Genomic DNA, 19,691 nt, shown 5'->3' on the forward strand with positions numbered 1-19,691 from the left:
GCCGGTGATCCTCCAAGTGTCAGGTATCGCTTATTGCTGTTGCGTCAGCCAGTCCAACGCGCCCTGAGTGCTGGTCCACTGGTCGCGCATCAGCATGCGATACTGCCAAGCTTCCGCACGGGAACCGGGAACCGGCGTGTCCACTGCCAGCCGCACCGGACGTGGCCGCTCTTCGCACAACATGGCCACGACATAAGGGTTGGCCTCGTACACGGCCTGCACTTCGCGAGCCGCCTCATCCTGACGCGCCAGCCGGTACAGGGCCAATACCCGCCCCATCAGCACGCCCAGCAGGTTATCCTCCTCGGAAGCCTGCTCGCTTAACGCCAGTGCCTCCTCGTCGCGCCCTTCGCGCAACAGCTGGTCGAGCACCAGCTCACGCAACCCCAGGCTGTCCTCGTCATCCAGCGCCAGAAGCCGCTCGGCCAGCTTGCGGGAGCGTTCACGTGCGCCGCGCTCCATGCCGATGACCAGGGCCAGGCCGCAGCGCAGCAGCACGGCGTTATCGGCATCATGCCAGGCAAAGACACCGCCTTCGGACTCGATCTGGTCCAGCCAGCCCTCGAAGCGCGACGCCAGCGGTTCGAAAAAGCTTTCCGCCATCCACGGCAGGCTGCCGAAGCGGCTGGCCAGGGCCAGCGCCAACGACTGCATTACCCGCGGCGAGTCGAGCCATTCCGGATGGGCACAGACGGTCTGCAGCCAGTCAAGTGCCTCAACCCAGGGATCCGCCACGAACCCCAGCGCAGCCTCCTCATCGACCTCGACCTTGAAGACTTCCAGCCAGGCGGCATACAACGTGTCTTCGCGTGCCGTGGACCGGTACTCGACATGTTGGGCGCCGGCCTGCACAAAATTCAGTTTCGGCGCGGGCGTCAGGACTTCGAACAGTTCCTGCAGCGCCATCAGTGGCTCCGCCAGCGACTCCTCGGAGTTGACCATCTGTTCAGCCAGGGCCGCACCGGGGTTTTCCGCAAGGTCCGCCAGGAATTGCAACTGATCAATATCCAGGTCACTACGCCGGGCCAGGCGCCGAAACCAGAAACGCGCCCGCTCGCGCGCCTCGTCGGCATGTCCCTCATGCAACAGCAGCATGGCTTCGATATACGCTAGTGTGGGCGAGTCCGGTAGCGTCTGCTGAGCACGAACGAAAGCCTCCCGGGCACTGGCGAGATCCTCGCTGTCGAGGTGCATCAGGCATAGTCGTTCCAGAGCCACGCCCCGCAGGAAGGTCGGGCCCCGTTCAAGAATCTCGTCGAGCAATGCGGCTTTCTTGCGATGAAAGCCGCGCTCTTGATAGAGATCGATGAGAATTTCGAAAGCCGGCTCGGCCTGCTCGGGCAGCTGTGACCAGTCGACGGCGTCGAATAGCGTTTCGAGGAGCTGCTGTGCACGCCCCCGCTGGCCGCTCTCGGCGGCGATCAGCCCCGCTTCAAGTAACGCCTGGGCCGGTGCGCGCCCACTGTCCAGTGCGGCCTTGAGCGCCTCGCCCTTCCACTCCTTGAGCGACATCATCCACATCAGATGCGGCGGCAGTGCCCCCGGCAGGGTCACGGCACCACAGCATTGCTTGGTCTTGCGTCCCGAGTCGCACCAGCAGGGCTCGTTACGCCCGGGCTGGGCCAAGGGCTCCGTCTCGAAATTCAGCCGTGCCAGCGGTGTCTGATTCCAGAGCAGCGGCGCCAGCGCCTGGGCCAGCGCCAGATTGCCGCCCAGCCGCCTGGCGCCCTCGTCCCGCGCCCAAGCCATCAAGGCCGGATAATGCTCGTTTTGGCGAATGACGCTCAATGCGCCGCTGGAATACCCCAGCAGTTGTTCTACCCATACGGCCAGCATCGCATCCTCCCCGCGGCAAATCCGTCCAGTTTAGCATGCTCCATCGGGGCTCAGCATGGCCGGCATTTCTCCAGTATCATGCTGGCCACGATATACTGCGAGTCGTTGAGCCCAAGCTTAAGGATATTCACCTTGTTGTTTCCGCGCCCCTTCCGCCAGAAATCCGCTCCCCCGGGTAATGACACGCCACAGGTGCGCCTCGAGCGGGAGGGACGCGATGAGATCCGGCGGATCACCGCGGCCGTTGAAAAGGTCCCCTGGACCGTCAGCCTGATGCAGATTCTATGGACGGCCGGCCCGGTCACGCTGCTGGGGGCCTGGGGCGGTTACCTGCTCGGCTATGGCAAGGCGCCGACGCTGGAAAATTATATCTTCTTTATTTCCTTCACGGTGATTACCGGCGCCGCGGGGATCATCGCCAACATCGCCCACAACCTGACTCGCGGCGGCAGGGCCCAGAGGACTCAGCGCAAGATAGAGCGCGTCATCAAGACCCTGCCCGAGCTGCTGCTGGTGACACGCAACTTGATCGTCGAAAGCCTGGAAGGGGATGCCAGGCGCCGCGAAGCCGCCGCCATGCTGCTGCGCAAGCAGGATCTCTCCCCCGAAGGGGTCGAGCTGGCCGCCATCGAACTGCTCGACGACCGGGATAGCGCCAGGATCATCAGCCAGATCGACATCTACCGACGGGTCGGCCTGCACGCGCGTATCCGCGACCTTGTCGCGCTCAACCGCGAGACGCTGGAGCCACAGTTCGTCGAGCTCTTCGAGGTCGCTCCCGAAGCCACGAGGCTGCTGCGCGAGCGCTTCGAGGGGCATGCGCCCAACATTCATCAGGGCGTGCCCCGCGACGAGAACTTTATCGAGCGAGTCATGGCCGCCATCGAGCAGGACAATGACCTGCTGATGACGCTACAGGATGTCGAGGAGGTTCTCGTACTGGCCTTCGAGCTGATCAGCGGGCGGGAAATTCCCATGCTGAGTTTCGAGTATCGCGGACGTTGGCGACTCGCTCGCGCCTTCGACAACCTCGAAGAAGCCCGCGCGCGGCATCGTATCGCCCAGGCCACCGGTCTGTCGCGCCTCAAGGCGCTGACGGCCTACCTGGCCGAGCAGTCGGGAACGCTGGTCGAGGATGCCGCCTCGGGGCTGCGCGCCGAAGTGCTGCTGGAGCGCTCGGTCCAGGCCATGAATGCCCTGACCGAACAGATCCAACACCTGGCGCAAGCCGTCGAAGCCGGACAAATCGAGCGCAAGCGTACTCTGCGTACCAAGGCCGACATCCTGACCAATGCCATCAAGCTCTACAAGACTGTTTCGAGCGCCTACGAGCAGATCGGCCGCAGCCATGCGCAACTCATCCGCATGGCGGATCGCTGGGAAGCGGTAAGCGCCCACCTGTCCGACGACACTACACGTCTGCGGCTGGGCCCTGGGCGCCGTGGCCTGCGCATACGCGAGCGCACCATCGCCCTGGATGACGAAGCCAAGGCGCAAGTCTGCAAGCGTCTGGCAAAAGCCCTGCAGGCCGCCAACATCAGCGATCGCATCAGCCAGGCGGAAAATGACACCCAGTGGGCCATGGATATCGCCAAACGCCTGGCGATCGACGTTACCCTGGCGCTGGAGCCGTATATCCAGCTTTCACGCCCCGCCGTGCAGCGTGCGATCAACAGCTCCAATGCGGCGGATTTCGGGCAGCTCGAACCCAACCTCTCGGCGGCGGCCAAGGCCGCGCTGGGTGCCGCCATGGTCAAGGAGATCGACAGCGACCTGTCACGCACGGCGGAATCCTTGGCCCTGGCCCTCGTCAGACGCTATCGTGTGGAGCTCGAGCCTAACGCCATCGAATTCTTGAGCCGCCAGTACGGAGCCCGCGAAGCCACACTGCGCATGCTGTCCAACCTGTCGAGTCACACGCGTACCGAGGCGCGCAACATCAGCTATCTCAGCCAGCGGCCACCGGCAGTGGGCGCCCCGCAGCGCGACTGGTATCGCGCTCTGGTACAGGCACGTCGCCATCTGAACCGTCAATAAGCGCTGGCACGCCATCGCTGAGACTATCCAGGCTAGCCAGAATCGGACGAGACTGTAAGAATATCCACCTGTCACACCGTTACCATACCACCGCTTGCAGGACACACCATGCGGCTGATCGTTGCCGAAAAACCCAGTCTCGCCCGCGCCATTGCCGCCGCCCTGCCCACCCCGGCCCAACGCCGCGAGGGTTATCTGGAAGCCGGCGAAGACCGTATCACCTGGTGCCTGGGCCATCTGCTTGAGCAGGCCGCGCCGGATGCCTACGATCCGCGCTACAAGCAGTGGCGCCTCGATCACCTGCCTATCGTGCCCGGTGAGTGGCAGCTGCTGCCACGCGGCAAGGCGCGTGGCCAGTTGGCCGTGATCCGCCGCCTGCTCAAGGCCGCCGACAGCGTGGTACATGCCGGCGATCCGGATCGCGAGGGTCAGTTGCTGGTGCAGGAAGTACTCGAGTATCTCGGCTGGCGAGGCCCGGTGATGCGTCTGCTGATCAGTGACCTCAACCCGCCAGCGGTACGCAAGGCCCTCGCGCACCTGGAAGACAACCGTCGCTACCAACCCCTGTATCGCGCCGCCGAGACCCGCTCGCGAGCCGATTGGCTGTATGGCATCAATCTGTCGCGCGCCTGGACGCTGACCGGGCGCCAAGCCGGCCATGACGGTGTACTCTCGGTAGGCCGGGTCCAGACACCGGTACTGGGACTGATCGTACGTCGCGATCAGGCCATCGCGCGCTTTGTGCCGGCGCCCTTCTATGTACTGTGGGCCGACCTACAGGTGGCGCATGGCGTGGTACGGGCCTGGTGGCAACCCGGCGAACAGCAGCGTCTCGATGAGCAGGGCCGCCTGCTGGAACGTGCCCCGGCCGAGGCCCTGGCAGCGCGCCTGCTCGGCAGCCAAGGCACGCTGACGCGCCTGGAGGCCCAGCACAAGCGTCAAGCCGCACCGCTACCTTATTCGCTTTCCGCGCTTCAGGTCGACGCTGCGCGTCGTTACAAGCTCTCGGCGCAGGCGGTACTCGATACCTGTCAGGCCCTCTACGAGCGCCATCAGTTGATCACTTACCCGCGCTCCGACTGTCGCTATCTGCCTCAGGCACACCTTGCCGAGGCCGCCAAGACGTTGACCGGCGCCTGCCGCAAAGACACGGTGCTCGCCGAGTGGCTGGCCGGCGCCGATTTCTCGCGTCGCTCGCGCGCCTGGAACGACAAACAGGTCGGCGCTCACCATGCGCTGGCGCCTACCGGGCGCACGCCGGACTTCGCCAAGCTTTCGGCCAGCGAAGCCAACGTGTTTAGGCTGATCGTGCGCAACGTCGTGGCCCAGTTCTATGCCCCGCTGGAAACCCGCGAGGTAAAGGCCGAGTTCAGCATCCTCGACGAAACCTTTCGGGCGCAGGGCCGCGAAATCCTCGTTCCCGGCTGGAAGCCGCTGTTCACTACCCGCGACGAAGCGCCTGCGTTGCCGCCCCTGCGCGAAGGCGAAGCGACACGGACCCTGGAATGTGCCGTGGAAGACCGTGAAACCCGTCCCCCGGAGGCGTTCAACGACGCCAGCCTGATCAAGGCCATGATGAACGTGGCTCGCTACGTCCAGGACGATGCGGTCAGGCGCACGCTGCGCGATACCGACGGACTGGGCACCGAAGCGACCCGTGCCGGTATCATCGAAACTCTGCTTCAGCGCGGCTACATCGTGCGTGAAAAGAACGCCCTGCGCGCGACCCGTACCGGTCACGCGCTGATTGCCGCCCTGCCCGAGGCGGCCACTCGCCCGGAACGTACCGCCCTCTGGGAACAACGTCTCTCGGCGATTGCCGAGCGGGACGACCCAGCGGCCCCCTTTCTCGAAGCCCTGGTGATGGATCTGCGCGAACTACTGGGCCAGGCCGATGCCGGACGCATGCAGCAGGCCTTTCACGACGCGCAAGGTCTCGAGGCTCCCGCTCCGCGCAAGCGCAGCGCATCACGTACACGCCGGAGCAACGGTTCGGATAGTAGCAACAAGTCACGCGGGCGCTCTTCTGCAGGTGGCTCGAAAAGCTCCTCCGCCAAACCCCGTGCCGCAACGCGGCGTCGCAAGACATCAAGCTCGTCATGACCCGCGACGCCAGCCCGGCCGATAGCCGGCCCAGCACCGCCCTGTCGCGCTCTCCCTGGTTCATTGTCGGCCCCGGTGCCCTAGGGTGTCTGTTTGCCGCCCGGCTCGTGGAGGTCATGCCACTACGCCTGGTCGGTCGCACTCTCCGCGAGACGCCTTACCGATACCGGAGTCCCCAGGGCATCACGCAACGCATCAGCCTGCCGCGCTTATCCGTAGCCCAACTCGCCGGCGCGCCGCCGCCGGCGCTGGTCATCATTGCCACCAAGGCCTATGCCGCCGAGGAGGCGTTGACGTCCCTCGCCCCCCATATTGCCGCCACAACGCCGCTGCTGCTATTGCAGAACGGCTTCGATGTACAGCCTCGCCTGACGCAGCAATGGACGGGACCGGTACTGTGCGCGACCACCACCGAGGGGGCCTATCGCGACGGACCCGATAGCGTCATCCATGCCGGCCACGGCCAGACCTGGATCGGCCATCTCGAGGGCCGTCACGCCCGCTTGGCAAGGCGAGTCGCCGAGACACTACGGGCCGCGGACTTTTCGGCAGCGGCCTGTGACGATATCCGGGTCCGGCTGTGGCACAAGCTTGGTGTCAATGCCGCCATCAACCCCTTGGTGGCACGTTTCGGCATTCACAACGGCAAGCTGCGCGACGCCGCGTTTCGCCCCCAGGTCGAGGCGCTGATCGACGATATCGTCAGCGTCATGGCAGCGGAAGCCATCCCGCCTCCCGAGGCGGGATGGCGAGCACTAATCTGGAGTGTGGTGGAAGGCACCGCCAACAATCGCGCCTCGATGCTGCAAGACGTGCTCGCCGGACGGCGTACCGAGCGCGACGCCATCCTGGGACCACTGCTCGAGGCCGCGGCACGCCACGGCCTCGAGGTACCGGCGCTGACCGAACTCTACCGCACCACGCCGGCATAAGATGGAAAAGGCAGCGGTCTGCTGCCCGTCGTCACCCGGTGTTGCGCAGCCCCGCGGCAATGCCTGCCATGGTCACCATCAGCGCCCGCGACAGTTCGGCGCTGATGGCGCCATCGGCATCGCGGTTACGCTGCAACAGTTCCGCCTGCAGGCCATGCAACGGATCGATATAGGGATTGCGGACTTCTATGGCCTGGTAGATCAGCGGGGTATTCTCCAGCAGCGCCTGCTGATCGAGAATCGTCAGCAGCACGCCCTCCAGGCGCTGCAGGCGTTCGCGCAACTGTCCGCCAAGTGCCTGCAGAGCGGGTTCATCGACCAGCCGACGCTCGTAGTAAGCAGCGATCTCCGAATCCGACTTGGCAAGCAGCATCTCGAGCATGTCAAGGTAGGTGGCGAAGAACGGCCATTGCGAGCGCATCTCGCGCAGCCGCTCGAGACCACCCTCTTCCTCCAGCCGCTTGGTGAAAGCTTCGCCGCTGCCCAGCCAGGCGGGAAGCATCAGCCGGGTCTGGGTCCAGGCAAAGATCCACGGAATGGCGCGCAGAGACTCTACTCCGCCTTCCTGACGACGCTTGGCCGGGCGCGAGCCGAGCGGCAATCGGCCCAACGCACCCTCCGGCGTCACCGCACGGAAATACGGTACGAAATTCGGATCCTCGCGGACCACTCCCACATAGGCTTTGTGGGCGATATCCGCCAGCCGGTCCATTTCCTCGCGCCATTGCGGCTCGGGCGTGGGCGGCGGCAACAATGTCGCTTCCAGTACCGCCCCGGTGTAGATCTCCATCGAGCGCAGCGCGATATCTGGCTGGCCGAACTTGAAGCGAATCATCTCCCCCTGTTCGGTCACGCGCAGGCTACCATTCACCGATCCCGGCGGCTGGGAGAGAATCGCCGCATGGGCCGGGCCGCCGCCGCGGCCCACAGTGCCCCCACGACCATGAAAGAGCGTCAGCGCCACGCCATGCCGGTCACACACCTCGACCAGGCGCTCCTGAGCTCGATACTGTGCCCAGGCGGCCGCCAGTTGCCCGGCATCCTTGGCAGAATCGGAATAGCCGATCATGACTTCCTGGCTGTCTCCGGCCAGCGTGCGATACCCCGGTAGCGCCAGTAGCCGGTCGATGACGTCACCGGCATGATTCAAGTCGTCGAGCGTCTCGAAGAGGGGCGCGATAGGCAGGCGCACGTCTCCGCCGACCTCTTTCATCAACAGCGCCACCGCCAGCACATCGGACGGGTGCGCCGCCATGGAAATGATATAGGTGCCCAGCGCTTCGCGGTGTTCGCGGGCAATGATGCGGAAGGTATCGATGACTTCGCGGGTTTCGGCGGAACACTCCCAGCGACGAGGAATCAGTGGACGCGCCGATTGCAGCTCTTCGAGCAAGAACGCCTGGCGCTGCTGCTCGTCCCAGTCACGGTAGTGGCCCAGCGCCAGGCAGTCGGTCAACTCTTCGAATACCTGTACATGCCGCCCGGCCTCCTGACGAATGTCGAGCTTGGTCAGCGTGACGCCGAACACCGCCACCCGGCGCAAGGTGTCGAGCAATACGCCATTGGCGATGGTATGCAGACCGACGTCGCATAGCGAACGATAGCAGGCCAGCAAGGGCGCATAGAGCTGATCGCGCGTCTCGATGATCGGCTCGTCCTTGGCCGGCTCCCCGTCCAGGCGCGCCTTGGCCCAGTTGCGTGTGGCCTCGACGCGCGCCGTCAAGCGCTTAAGGATAGCCCGGTAGGGCTCCGGTTCATCGCCGACATCGGCCTTGAGCGCGCTGTTGGCCTTCCACATCGACAACTCCGCCTTGAGCTGATCGAGGTCGCGCAGATAGAGGTCGGCGGCCATCCAGCGTCCCAGCAGCAGCACTTCCTCGGTGACCTTGGCCGTGACGTTGGGATTGCCATCGCGATCCCCTCCCATCCAGGAAGCAAAACGCAACGGAGCGGCATCCAGCGGCAGGCGCTCGCCGGCGGTCTCCAGCAACAGGTTGTCCAGGTCGCGATGAAAGTCGGGCACCGCCTGCCATAGCGAATTCTCGATAACGGCAAAGCCCCAGCGGGCCTCGTCGACCGGCGTAGGACGCTCGTGACGGATTTCGTCGGTGTGCCAGGCCTGACTGATCAGCTCCTCGAGACGGCCGCGTGCGCGCTGGCCTTTCTCGAGACGTTCCGAGGAGGCTTCCATGACGCTTAGACACTCGTCGATGGCATCGTATTTCTGGATCAGCGTACGGCGAATGACCTCGGTCGGATGCGCGGTAAGCACCAGCTCGACACGCATGCCGGCCAGCGTTTCAACCAGCCGACGCGGCGAATGCCCCGCGTCACGCGCCCGGGCCAGCAACTCGCCGAGATCGGGCTGGGTGCCGGGCTTGTAGTCCTCGACGCGACGAAACCGCGCGCGATAGTGCTGCTCGGCGATATTGGCGAAGTTGAGGAACTGGTTGAAGGCCCGGGTCACCGGCAACATGTCCTGCTCCGGCAAGGCGCGCAGATATTCAATCAGATCGTGACGTGCCTTGGGATCGCCCTGTCGGCCGCCCTTGGCATAGGCGCGAATGGTCTCGATCTTGTCAACGAATTCTGCACCGAGGTCATCGGCGATGGTTCGCCCCAGACTGTCTCCCAATACCCGTACATTGTCTCGCAGCGATTCGTGCAAGTCGTGACTCATAGCTCCCTCCCGTGAATCGTCACGTGCCGCCCCATGGCGGCACACATCGTCTATCGGCTTGGCCGCTTAGTGCGCGGGCCTCGGCGGGGCCCGATACAGGCTCGCACTATTCGCCAGGGCCCTGAATGATCCTGTCTCACTCGGCTGACGTTCGCTCTTCCCGCTTGGCGGCCTCCCACTGCGCATCCATTTCGGCCAGGCTCGCCGAGGCCGGCTCGCGGCCCTGTTGTTTCAGGACTTGCTCGACGTAGCGAAAGCGCCGATCGAATTTGCTATTGGTCGCCCGCAGCATCTGCTCGGGATCGGCCTTGAGGACACGCGCCAGATTGACCACGGCGAACAGAAGATCGCCAACTTCCTGCTGGGCATGCTGCGTATCGTCGGCCTCCAAGGCCTCTTCGACTTCGGCAAGTTCCTCACGGATCTTGGCGATCACGCCGCGGGTATCCGGCCAGTCGAACCCTACTCGGGCAGCACGCTTGGACAGCTTGGCCGCACGCGACAAGGCTGGCAGCGCCTGGGGTATATCATCCAGCGCCGAGGTGGCCTCGCGCGTGGTGCGCTCCTCCTGCTTGAGCGACTCCCAGCGCGCATTGATCTCCTGGGTATCCATGCCGTCCTTCGGGCCATCGCGCCGCGAGGCCAGCGTACCATCAGGAAAGACATGCGGATGGCGGCGCAACATTTTCGCCGTCAGCACATGCACCACATCGGAGAAGTCGAAGCGCCCTTCCTCAGCGGCAAACTGACTGTAATAGACAACCTGAAACAGCAGATCACCGAGCTCGCCGGGCAGTTCATCGAATGCTCGGCGTTCGATTGCATCGGCCACTTCATATGCCTCTTCCAGCGTATGCGGCACGATAGTGTGCCAGTTCTGCTTGAGGTCCCATGGGCAACCCTGCTCAGAGTCACGCAGTACGGCCATCAAGGTCAACAAGTCGCTCAGATCGTGGCGCGGCTCGCTCATGCAGACACTCCTCCCCCGTTGCGCAGCCGCTTGACATCGATAACGTTGGGCAATTGCTGAATGCGCGCAAAGATGCGCCCCAGCGCCTCGAGCCCGTCGACTTCCAGAGTCAGTTTCATGCGTGCGATGTTGTCGTGCTTGTCGGTTACGGTATTGACCGACAACACATTGGCGCGATCGTGGGTCAGCACATGGGTGACGTCACGCAGCAGCCCCGAACGGTCCCAGGCCTCGATCTCGATATCCACCGGGTACTGGACATTGGCACGCTGGCCCCATTCCACGTCGACGATGCGCCGCGGCTCCTCGCTGCGCAGTTGCAGAATGTTGGGGCAATCCTGGCGGTGAATCGTCACGCCCCGCCCCTGGGTGATGAAACCGATGATCTGGTCGCCCGGTACCGGGTGGCAGCAGTTGGCCATCGCGGTCTTGAGATTGCCCACGCCGAGCACGGTGATGCCGCTGGCGTCGTCCTTGGCATGCCGCTTGGGCTTGGCCAGCAGCCGCTCGAGCTGCTCCTGGTCGTCGGTGTCGCCGAACAACTGTTGCGCCTGATGCAGCACCTGTCCGATGCGTAAGTCGCCCGCCCCGATGGCGGCATACATGTCATCGGCGTTCTGGTAGTTGACCGCCTCGGCCAGCGTGACCAGATCGATCCCCTCGATATCAAGCCGGCGGAACTCCTTCTCGAACAGATGCCGGCCCTCCACGAGATTCTGGTCGCGCGCCTGATGCTTGAACCACGATTGGATCTTGGCCCGCGCTCGCGACGTCTTGACGAAGCCCAACGTGGGGTTCAGCCAGTCGCGACTCGGCCCGCCCTTGGTGGCGGTGAGAATCTCCACCTGGTGCCCGGTCTTGAGCTTGAAGGTCAGCGGCACGATCCGCCCGTTGACCTTGGCGCCCCGGCAACGATGACCGACTTCGGTATGTACGCGATAGGCGAAATCGATGGGCGTGGCGACCTTGGGCAGATCGATGACGTGCCCGTCCGGCGTGAACACGTAGATGCGATCCGGCGCCACGTCGCTGTTCAGCCCCTCGCGCAGATCGCCGATATCGCCGACTTCCTCCTGCCACTCCATCACCTGACGCAGCCAGGCGATCTTCTCCTCGTAGCTGCGGCTCTTGGCGTTGACATCGGTCCCCTTGTAGCGCCAGTGGGCGCACACGCCCAGTTCCGCTTCCTCATGCATGGCGAAGGTACGGATCTGAATCTCCAGCACCTTGCTTTCGGGCCCGATCACCGCGGTATGCAGCGACTGGTAGCCGTTCTTCTTGGGATTGGCGATGTAATCGTCAAACTCGTTGGGTACGTGATGCCAACGCGAGTGGACGATGCCCAGCGCGGTGTAACAGTCGGTCAGCTCGGGCACGAGAATGCGTACGGCGCGCACGTCATAGACCTGAGAGAAATCGATGCGCTTGCGCTTCATTTTGCGCCATATCGAATAGATATGCTTGGCCCGGCCGTCGATCTCGTACTGCAGTATTCCCTGCTGCTCGAGCAGGCACTTGATCGACTCGACCACCTCATGAATGTAGCGGTCTCGGTCGAGTCGCTTCTCGGCCAACTGCTTGGCGATGGCCTTGTAGTCCTCCTCCTGCAGATAACGAAAGGAGAGGTCCTCCAGCTCCCACTTGAGCTGGCCGATGCCCAGTCGGTGCGCCAACGGCGCATAGATATCGAAAACCTCGCGCGATACCCGCAGGCGTTTCTCCCGTGGTGCCTCCCTGACCTGACGCAGCGCGCAGGTGCGCTCGGCAATCTTGATCAGGGCGACGCGCACGTCATCGACCATGGTGACCAGCATCTTGCGCAGGTTTTCCTGCTGATTGTGCTGAGACAGCCCCTGCTTGGGTGCCTGCAACTGGCTGATGGCGGCCATGTTGAGCACGCCATCGATCAGCCCCGCGACCTCGTTGCCGAAGCGCTTCCTGACGCCTTCGACACTGATCCGGCCCTCACGTACCGCGCGATAGAGTACCGCGGCTTCCAGCGATGCCTGATCGAGCTTGAGTTCGCCAAGGATATCGGCCATTTCCAGGCCGATCCGAAAACTCGACCCCTCATCCAGCCCGGTGCCGTTCAACTTGCCGGCTTCTCGCGAGAGACGCTCGGCCAGCTCGCAGGCGGCGCGCATGTCGTCCGCATCCCGCAGTGGCACATCCTCCTGCAGACGGGCCAGCCACTGATCGATATCCACGTTACCGCTGGCTGTCAGTGGCTGTTCTTCACGAACCTTGACCATTGTCCCCCCTTCCCGATGGGCTTACGCAACGTCGCCCGACATCCCGCGTCAACAACAGTACGGATTCGAGATGCGCCGTATGCGCGAACATGTCGGCCACGGCGGCACGCGTGATGCGGTAACCGCCTTGCACAAGATGTGCCGCATCGCGCGCCAGCGATGCCGGATCGCAGGATACATAGAGAATATGCCGAACGTCGCTTTGCGCCAGCGCCCGACAGACGCTGTCGGCGCCGTCACGGGGCGGGTCGAGCAGCACGACATCAACGGCGTCAAACGATAGCGTAGCCGACCCGAGATCCGCCTGTCGCGCATCGACCTGGTGCAGTCCGGCACGCCGCGCATTCTGGCTCAGGCGCTCGGTCATCATCTGGCTGCCTTCGATACCGGTAATCGAGGCGACATGCGGCGCCAGCGCCAGAGTGAAATTGCCCACCCCGGCAAACAGGTCAAGGACGCGCTCATCACCGCGTGGCGCCAGCCAGTCGATGGCGGTCTGAACCAGTGCTTGGTTGACCTCGGCGTTGACCTGCAGGAAATCGCCGGGGGCGAAGCCCAATTGCAATTCGCGCTCCCCGAGAGACAGGGAGACGCTTAAATCCGGTATCGCGCCGAGCCAGGTCAGTACCAGCGGGTCACGACCGGCCCGCCAGGCCACGGATACACCGTGACGCTCGGCGAAGGCCCGCCAGCGCTCGGCGTCCTCGGGCACTTCTCGTAGCTGACGGACAATCACGCAGGGACCGGCATCGGCATCGATGAGTTCGAGATGCCCGACCCGGCGCGGTGCGTCGAGCGCTTCGAGCTGTTCGCGCAGCGGCTCCAGCAGCCGCGCCAGCGATGGTGTCAGGACAAAGCAGGAATCAATATCGACAAGATGGTCGCTGCGCCGGGCGCGAAAGCCCAGATGCACCGCCCCCTGCGCATCGACCTTGACCCCCAAGCGGGCACGCCGCCGGTAACCGCTGCCATGACCGGCGATCAATCCCACCTCGCCGGGCAGTTCGAGCCCCTGACGAGCGAACAACTCCTGCAGGACCTTGATCTTGTGCTGACGCTGCTCCACCAAGGCCAGATGCTGAAGATCGCAGCCGCCGCAGCGCGTATAATGCGGACATGGCGGTACAACCCGAGAAGCCGCCTCACTGAGCTGGGCCACGATATGCGCTTCGTCGAAGCGCTTACGCGTGCGATGTACCGCGACCTGTACACGCTCGCCCGGCAACGCCGCGTCGACGAACACCGTCTTGCCCGTTGTCGCATGCGCCACGCCCCGCCCATCGTGGGCGAGCCGCTCGACGATGAAGACATCGCTGGCGTCAGCGTGCCGTTCGCTTTCCCGCGGCATCGAAGAAACGTCGGAAGGCATGACGCTCTTGGGTTTGGCTGGCCGACGCTTGCCGAGCATGGGCATGTCAAAGCTCCGGGGCGTAGAGGCCCGTGGATAGATAGCGATCGCCACGATCGCAGACGATAAACACAATCACGGCATTCTCGACCGTCTCGGCGATACGCAATGCACCTGCCAACGCGCCTCCGGAAGAAACGCCGGCCAGAATACCCTCTTCCCGGGCCAGACGACGCATATGTTCCTCGGCTTCGTACTGGCCGATATCGAGCACCGTATCGACTCGCGAAGCGTCGAAAATACTCGGCAGATACGCCTGCGGCCAACGGCGAATGCCCGCGATACTTGCACCATCCTCGGGCTGCAACCCGACGATCTGGATATCCGGATTGCGTTCCTTGAGGTAGCGCGAGGTGCCCATGATGGTACCGGTAGTGCCCATGGCACTAACGAAGTGAGTCAGGGCACCACCGGTCTGTTCCCACAATTCGGGGCCCGTGGTGCGGTAGTGCGCCAAGGGGTTGTCGTGGTTGGCGAACTGATTGAGCGGCTTGCCCTCGCCCCGGGCGATCATCTCGTCGGCCAGGTCCCGCGCGCCTTCCATCCCCGCCTTCTGATCGACACCGATGAGCGTCGCGCCATAGGCCGCCATGGCCTGCTTACGCTCGCTGGAAGCGTTTTCGGGCATAATCAGGATCATGCGGTAGCCCTTGATCGCCGCTGCCATCGCCATGGCGATGCCGGTATTGCCGGACGTGGCCTCGATCAGGGTGTCGCCGGGTGCGATCTCGCCGCGGGTCTCGGCTTCGACAAGCATCGCCAGCGCCGGGCGATCCTTGACCGAGCCTGCCGGATTATGGCCTTCGAGCTTGGCCAGCAGCGTGTTGTTACGACCGGCGGTGAGTCGAGTCAGGCGCACCAGAGGCGTGTGGCCGACGATCTCCTCAAGCGTGGGATAGTGCATGCGTTCGTCCTTAAAAATCGCGGATAGGACAGCCGGCGGCAGGCAATTCCTGCCGCACGGCCCCGGGGCACGCGAAACGTGTCTGGTAAAGAGATATACGCCGAATTATATCTTTGCCTTCGTCATGAAGACAGACACGCATGTCACGGCTTCCCGCTCCGCCACCATGCGCAAGGAACCTCTGTCGCTGCCAGGCGGCGGGATGCCGGCGTACGCCTGCATCACAGACGGACGCTGTCAGGACTGTGAATCAGACCATTGGACTGAGCCTCGCTTGTGCGCTGCACGGCCCCGCCCACCGCTCGAGCCGTTAGGAGCAGCAGCCGCCTTCGTGCATGTGCTCATCGTGATCATGATCCAGGGCATGAGCGTCCAGTTGCGCCATCAAGCCACTCTCCTGACCGGCGATTACCAGACGTTTCATGTCCGCCACGGCCTCCTTAAGGCCAACGAACAGCGCCCGAGCAATAATCGCATGGCCGATGTTGAGTTCATTGATCCCCGGGATCGCCGCGATGGCCTCGACATTGTGGTAGTGCAGGCCATGGCCAGCATTGACGATCAATCCCAGCTCACTGGCCAATTCCGCCGCAGCGGCGATCCGCTCATGCTCGATGCGTGCCGCATCACCGCTGGCTTCAGCATAAGCACCGGTATGCAGCTCCACCACCGGCGCCCCGACGTCGAACGCCGCCTGGATCTGCTCGGGGTCCGGATCGATGAATAGCGACACCTCGCACCCCGCCGCGGCCAGGCGCCGGCAGGCCTCGCGCATGCGCTCGGCATCGCCCGCGACGTCGAGCCCGCCTTCGGTGGTCAGTTCCTCGCGCTTCTCGGGCACCAGACATACATGTGCCGGACGCACTTCCTCGGCCAGGGCGATCATCTCTTCGGTCACGGCCATTTCGAGATTCATGCGCGTCGTCAACATCTCGGCCAGCAGTCGCACGTCACGTGGCTGGATGTGGCGGCGATCCTCACGCAAGTGCAGGGTGATGCCATCCGCGCCGGCTTCCTCGGCAAGCAGCGCCGCCTGCACGGGGTCCGGATAGCGTGTGCCCCGCGCCTGACGCAGGGTGGCGATGTGGTCGATGTTGACGCCGAGCAGAATACGGGGGGGATACATGGATATCATCTCCAGTCGAAAAACAGCCAATCGAAAGTTCTCAGCAAAAGCGGGTAGAAGAGGCAAGGCGCCCACCCTGCGCGCGCATGGCGCAGGTACGTCACAGCATGGATATCATCGCCCCGTGCTTCATTCCGCCCGCAAGGTGCGCTGTCGCTGTGCCGCGAGCCGATACATCAGCTCACGCGAACGCAAGGGCTTGTTGCCCAGCAGCGGCGCCAGGGCGGCGCGTGTCAGTTGCTTGGCCAGTCCGGCAAGCCCCGGCGCCTCCCAGTCGCCTCGTGCCAGCAGTTTAAGTGAACGGCCATCGGAGCCTCTTTCATGGGACCCTGCCCGCCGGAAACGGCGAATATCCGCCCGGTAGACATAACTTCCGGCCGGGTCCAGCGGCGCATCGCTTTCGTCGCTGAAGACCGGCGCGGCGTCGAGCGCCTCGAGCAGAGTGATCTCCAAGCGCCGCAATGCCGGACCCCGCTGAGCCGGCAGTGTCAGCGCTTCCAGAGTCAACGTGTAGATACCGAACACATCACGAACCGCAAACTCCAATGGCAAGGTGCGCGTCAGTAACTCGTTAATATAGAATCCGCACAGCAATCCCTCGCCGGCCAGCAACAGTGCCGAGCCGGACGTTTCCATGACTCTCAAGCGCTTGAGTTCACTCTCTCCGGTCCAGGTGACATGCAGCGGACTGAAAGGTTGCAGGCGCGCGCGGGTCTTGCTGCCCGCACGCTGCACGCCCTGCGCCACGGCGCGGACACGACCGTGTTCCAGGGTCAGCAAATCCACCAGGGCGCTGGTTTCCCGATAAGGTCGCTTGTGCAGGAGAAAGGCCGGCTGGAGCTGCATGCAGGTCCCTGTAGTGACATAACTGGATCGAAGCGACACCCGACATGGACAGTCAGCGGAACCTACGGCAACGGCCGCGACCTCCGCTGGAGATTAGCCGCCGATGAGGTCCGCCACCGTTTTGGATTCGATCGCGAACGGCAGTGACCGTCCATCAGTCGAGATCGTAACCCAGGCTTTTCAGCGCCCGGTCGTCATCGGACCAGCCCCGCTTGACCTTGACCCACAAGTTGAGCATGACCTTGGCACCGAAGGCCCGCTCCATCTCGAGGCGCGCTTCACGGCCGATATTCTTGATGCGCTCGCCGTTCTCACCGATCAGGATCTTCTTCTGACCTTGGCGCTCCACCAACATCAGCGCGCTGATGTGAACGATACGGCCTTCGTCACGGAACTCCTCGATCTCGACGGTCATCTGGTACGGCAGCTCGTCCCCCAACTGGCGCATGACTTTCTCGCGGACCAGCTCGGCTGCCAGGAAGCGCTGGCTCTTGTCGGTGATTTGATCCTCGGGAAAGTAATGAAAACTCTCCGGCAGATACTTGGCCACTTCCCTCTCGAGCTCCGGCACATTGGTTCCGTGTTTGGCGGAAATCGGCATTACCGCGGCGAAATCGCGCTTTTCTGTCAGCTTGGGAAGCCAGGGCAACAGCTCGCTCTTGTCGTCCAGCCAGTCGACCTTGTTGACGGCCAGAATCACCGGCGCCTTGACGTGGGAAAGCTTCTCCAGCACCCCCTCGTCCTCCTTCGTCCAGCGGGTCCGGTCGACGAGAAACACGACGCAATCGATATCGCGTAACGCCTGGGTCGCCGCCTGATTCATGAATCGATTGATGGCCTTGTTTCGATCCTTGGACATGATATGCATGCCCGGGGTATCGACATAGATGAACTGGGTTTCCCCCTCGGTCTTGATTCCCGTCACCTGATGACGCGTCGTCTGAGGCCGCCGCGAGGTAATCGAAATCTTCTGGCCCAGAATACGGTTCATCAGGGTCGACTTGCCGACGTTGGGCCGCCCGATAATGGCAACGAATCCACAGGTTTGACTCATGACCGCTTTCCTCGTGTCGACTCCAGTCTCGTCAGGGCACGCTCGGCAGCCTGCTGTTCCGCGTGGCGTCGGCTGGCACCGACCCCCAGCGTGTGATCGGAGAGCATGTCGACATGACACTCGATGGTGAAGGTTTGATCGTGCGCCTCGCCTTCGATGGTCACTACCTCGTAGCGCGGCAACGCGGACTGGCGCGACTGAAGAAACTCCTGCAGCCGGGTCTTGGGATCCTTCAGGGTATCCTGCAAGTCGAGAGCCTCCAGGCGCGTACCATACCAGGACAGCACACGTGTCTTGGCAATCTCCATACCTCCATCAAGATAGATGGCCCCGATGACGGCTTCTACGGCATCCGCGAGTATCGAGTCGCGCCGGAAGCCACCGCTTTTCATCTCGCCCGAGCCCAGCCGCAAGTACTCGCCAAGTGCGAATTCACGGGCCAATTCAGCCAACGTTACCCCTTTGACCAGACGTGCACGCAGGCGCGACAACTGCCCTTCACGTGCCTGAGGAAAGCGCTGGAAAAGTGCTTCGGCAATCACGAAATTGACGATGGAGTCGCCGAGAAACTCCAGCCGCTCGTTGTTATCGCCACCATAGCTGCGGTGGGTGAGCGCCAGCTCAAGCAGCGCAGGGTCGCGGAACTGATAACCAATGCGGCGACTAAATGTGGATAGAGAGCTACTCACGGATCTCCCGTTTGATCATAAAACGCATTGTGATGCCTATTAGTGAATCGTGCGAACCGTCGAGACGCTGGGGAATCCCCCCTCCCAGTGCAGCCACACGGCAAAAGCCTTGCCGACGATGTTGGCTTCAGGAACGAAGCCCCAGTAGCGGCTATCGTTGGAGTGGTCGCGATTGTCCCCCATCATGAAATAGTGATGTTCCGGCACCACGACCTCTCGCATCTGCGGCCCCGGATCTCGGGGGTTGTTGTAAATCTCGTGCGAGGCTGCGCCAAGCTGCTCCTCGAGCAACTCCTCGGTGGGCGCCGCCAGCGGGTTGGCCTCGAGTAAGGTCTTGGGCACCGGCTCGCCATTGACGTAGAGTTGCTTGTTCGCGTAACGGATGCGGTCTCCCGGCAATCCTATGACCCGCTTGATGAAATTGACGGAAGGATCCTGCGGGAAGCGAAATACCATGACGTCCCCGCGCTCCGGCTCACCCAGATCGACGATTTCGGTATTGAGCACGGGCAGGCGCAACCCGTAGGTAAACTTGTTGACGAGGATGAAATCCCCGATTTCAAGCGTGGGACGCATCGAGCCGGAAGGAATCTGGAACGGCTCGACGATAAAACTGCGCACCACCAGCACGACCAGCAGCACCGGAAAGAAGGAGCGAGCGTAGTCCACCAGCCAAGGCTCCTTCTTGACGGCACCGCGTGATGAATCGTCCAGCGGCCCGCCCGCACCGCTTTCGGCCACCGTTAACGCGGCGTGACGCTTTCGCCGCCACCAAATGGCATCCATCAGCCAGATCAATCCCGTGACGGCGACGGCCACCACCAGCAGAAGCGAAAAATCCATGTGCTAAGTTC

The 19,691-nt window shown here is 63.3% G+C and carries 14 protein-coding genes; 3 read left to right on the forward strand and 11 right to left on the reverse strand.

What is annotated here, in order from left to right:
- Positions 1–30: 30 nt before the first annotated feature.
- A complete protein-coding gene (locus ACW4DH_RS00090) occupies positions 31–1,836 on the reverse strand; it encodes an SEC-C metal-binding domain-containing protein (protein WP_459634312.1) in 1,806 nt (601 codons plus the stop codon).
- Positions 1,837–1,968: 132 nt separating this feature from the next.
- Here ACW4DH_RS00090 and ACW4DH_RS00095 point away from each other — a divergent pair, with 132 nt between their 5' ends.
- From ACW4DH_RS00095 to ACW4DH_RS00105, 3 genes are all read left to right on the forward strand, one after another.
- On the forward strand, positions 1,969–3,873 hold the full coding sequence (locus tag ACW4DH_RS00095; protein ID WP_459634313.1) for a hypothetical protein: 1,905 nt from the start codon (positions 1,969–1,971) through the stop codon (positions 3,871–3,873).
- 108 nt (positions 3,874–3,981) lie between these two features.
- Positions 3,982–5,976 carry a DNA topoisomerase III gene (locus tag ACW4DH_RS00100; protein ID WP_459634314.1) on the forward strand — a complete coding sequence of 665 codons (1,995 nt, stop codon included), beginning with the start codon at positions 3,982–3,984 and terminating at the stop codon, positions 5,974–5,976.
- The gene (locus ACW4DH_RS00105; RefSeq protein WP_459634315.1) at positions 5,973–6,908 is read left to right on the forward strand and encodes a ketopantoate reductase family protein; all 936 of its coding nucleotides are present in this window, start codon (positions 5,973–5,975) and stop codon (positions 6,906–6,908) included. The genes ACW4DH_RS00100 and ACW4DH_RS00105 overlap by 4 nt, the downstream gene beginning before the upstream one ends.
- Before the next feature lie 31 nt (positions 6,909–6,939).
- Here ACW4DH_RS00105 and ppc read toward each other — a convergent pair whose 3' ends face one another.
- The 10 genes from ppc to lepB form a co-directional block, all read right to left on the reverse strand.
- Positions 6,940–9,588, reverse strand: a complete 2,649-nt coding sequence (ppc, locus tag ACW4DH_RS00110; protein WP_459634316.1) for a phosphoenolpyruvate carboxylase — start codon at positions 9,586–9,588, stop codon at positions 6,940–6,942.
- 136 nt (positions 9,589–9,724) lie between these two features.
- Entirely contained in the window at positions 9,725–10,558 is an 834-nt protein-coding gene (gene mazG / locus ACW4DH_RS00115; RefSeq protein ID WP_459634317.1) for a nucleoside triphosphate pyrophosphohydrolase, read from the reverse strand.
- On the reverse strand, positions 10,555–12,810 hold the full coding sequence (relA, locus tag ACW4DH_RS00120) for a GTP diphosphokinase (RefSeq protein WP_459634318.1): 2,256 nt from the start codon (positions 12,808–12,810) through the stop codon (positions 10,555–10,557). Before relA ends, mazG begins: the two co-directional genes overlap by 4 nt.
- The gene (locus tag ACW4DH_RS00125; RefSeq protein WP_459634319.1) at positions 12,794–14,224 is read right to left on the reverse strand and encodes a methyltransferase domain-containing protein; all 1,431 of its coding nucleotides are present in this window, start codon (positions 14,222–14,224) and stop codon (positions 12,794–12,796) included. Before ACW4DH_RS00125 ends, relA begins: the two co-directional genes overlap by 17 nt.
- A gap of 1 nt (position 14,225) precedes the next feature.
- Positions 14,226–15,122 (reverse strand): cysteine synthase CysM, encoded by an 897-nt coding sequence (cysM, locus tag ACW4DH_RS00130; protein ID WP_459634320.1) that lies wholly within the window; start codon positions 15,120–15,122, stop codon positions 14,226–14,228.
- Between the two features lie 310 nt (positions 15,123–15,432).
- Entirely contained in the window at positions 15,433–16,248 is an 816-nt protein-coding gene (pdxJ, locus tag ACW4DH_RS00135; RefSeq protein WP_459634321.1) for a pyridoxine 5'-phosphate synthase, read from the reverse strand.
- Positions 16,249–16,377: 129 nt separating this feature from the next.
- Positions 16,378–17,094 (reverse strand): DNA repair protein RecO, encoded by a 717-nt coding sequence (recO, locus tag ACW4DH_RS00140; RefSeq protein ID WP_459634322.1) that lies wholly within the window; start codon positions 17,092–17,094, stop codon positions 16,378–16,380.
- Positions 17,095–17,248: 154 nt separating this feature from the next.
- The gene (gene era / locus ACW4DH_RS00145; RefSeq protein ID WP_459634323.1) at positions 17,249–18,148 is read right to left on the reverse strand and encodes a GTPase Era; all 900 of its coding nucleotides are present in this window, start codon (positions 18,146–18,148) and stop codon (positions 17,249–17,251) included.
- On the reverse strand, positions 18,145–18,837 hold the full coding sequence (rnc, locus tag ACW4DH_RS00150; RefSeq protein WP_459634324.1) for a ribonuclease III: 693 nt from the start codon (positions 18,835–18,837) through the stop codon (positions 18,145–18,147). The genes era and rnc overlap by 4 nt, the downstream gene beginning before the upstream one ends.
- Before the next feature lie 39 nt (positions 18,838–18,876).
- Complete coding sequence (gene lepB, locus ACW4DH_RS00155; RefSeq protein ID WP_459634325.1) at positions 18,877–19,680, reverse strand: signal peptidase I; 804 nt, start codon at positions 19,678–19,680, stop codon at positions 18,877–18,879.
- Positions 19,681–19,691 lie beyond the last annotated feature (11 nt).

It is taken from the genome of Halomonas sp. WWR20 (genome assembly GCF_054602495.1).